This is a genomic window from Bowdeniella nasicola, assembly GCF_001907295.1.
In the GTDB taxonomy this organism is placed as follows: domain Bacteria; phylum Actinomycetota; class Actinomycetes; order Actinomycetales; family Actinomycetaceae; genus Bowdeniella; species Bowdeniella nasicola.
This window is the reverse complement of record NZ_MQVR01000149.1, coordinates 1-1781: the sequence shown is the minus strand read 5'-3', so window position 1 is coordinate 1781 and position 1781 is coordinate 1. Positions and strand designations below refer to the sequence as shown.

1 pseudogene is annotated in these 1781 nt (G+C 60.2%); it reads left to right on the top strand.

Annotation, left to right across the window (positions count from 1 at the left end):
• Positions 1-24: 24 nt before the first annotated feature.
• A pseudogene (locus BSZ39_RS12695) lies at positions 25-1781 on the top strand (DUF1156 domain-containing protein); the annotation flags it as partial.

The window sequence follows — 1781 nt, the reverse complement described above, 5'->3', positions numbered from 1 at the left end:
GCGAACCCCATCGAGGTCCCACTGGTGCGCTCCTGGTGGCTCAGCAAGAAAAAAGGCAAAGAAGCATGGGTACACGCCGAAGTCATCGACGGCGAAGTCCGCTACAAAGTCCGCCACGATGCCAACGGACCCACAGGTGACGACGACGGAACGATCAACCGGAAAGGTGCCAAATCGGTCGCCGATGGTACGCCAATCGACTATAACTACATCCGTGCCCAGTCTCGTGCAGGACGGATGGGCGCGCACCTCATCGCGGTAGTAGGTGAGGCTACGCGCGGACGCGTGTATGTAACGCCCACTGCGGCACAAGCCGAGGCTGCCGTAGTCCCAAGGCCTGAGGATGTGCCCGATGGCGACATCTTCGATTGGCCAGGACGAATCAACGTCTTTCGTTACGGGATGACCCAATGGGCGGATCTGTTTACGAATCGGCAGCTGGTTGCGCTCACGACGTTGAGCGACCTCGTGGGCGAGGCCCGGGAGCGTGCACTCACCGACGCACTTGCGGCAGGCATGGAGCCCGGAGCGCGCCTCGAAGACGGCGGCACCGGAGCCGAAGCCTACGCAGACGCCGTTGCGACGTACCTCACCCTCGCAGTAGGAAGACAGACCGATCGCCTTTCGTCGCTCGCAAGTTGGCAGTCCAACGGTGAGAAGGTCCGGAATGTATTCGGGAGACAGGCTCTTCCTATGGTCTGGGATTACGCGGAAGTGAATCCGTTTTCCAGATCCTCAGGTGGGTTCGCTGGGAATGTGGAGTGGGTAGAGAAGGCAGTTGCCCATACTCCGGCATTCAGTTCGTCGGTGGCGGTGCAGGCAGATGCTGCAACGCGCTCTTACGATGGGCTCGCCATTTCGACTGATCCGCCCTACTACGACAACATTGGTTACTCGGATCTCTCGGACTATTTCTACGTGTGGCTTCGTCGGTCGCTCAGTACGATTCAGTCCAAGACTGTCGGCACCATGCTGACGCCAAAGGCCGAGGAACTCGTCGCGAACCCGTATCGTCATGGTGGGAAGGCAGGGGCCGAACAGTTCTTCATTGAAGGATTCAATTCCGTCTTTGCACGGGTGCGACAGGGGGCCAACCTGAGCATTCCGATGACGATCTACTATGCATACAAGCAACAGGACACCCGCGACGCCGGAACATCCTCCACTGGTTGGCATACCCTTCTCGATGGTCTGATCGAATCAGGCTGGGAAGTGACAGCTACCTGGCCAATGCGTAGCGAGCGTGGTGGTCGCTTGATTAGTGTCGGCACCAACGCATTGGCCTCATCCATCGTGTTAGCCTGCCGCCCGCGCCCGGAAGAGGCACCGGCAACGACCCGGCGCGCGTTTGTGGCCGCGCTGAAGTCCGAGCTTCCCGAGGCGCTACGTACCCTTATGCAGGGTGCAATTGCACCGGTAGACCTCGCCCAGGCAGCTATCGGTCCGGGAATCTCGGTGTTCTCGCGCTATTCACGAGTGCGTGAGGCGGATGGGTCGGACATGAGCGTGAAGGATGCGCTCCTTCTCATCAATTCGACGCTCGACGAGGTGATTGGCGAGCAGGAGTCCGACTTTGATCCGGACACGCGCTTCGCGGTGAAGTGGTACCGGCAATACGGTTGGGCGCGGGAGAACTCCGGTATCGCGGATCAGCTTGCACGATCCTCCGACACATCGATTGGCGCACTCGAACGCGGCGGCATCTTCGAAGCGAAGGGCGGCAAGGCTCGCCTGCTCTCGCCGTCTCATCTCGAAGGAGCCTGGGACGCAGCAGCCGACGA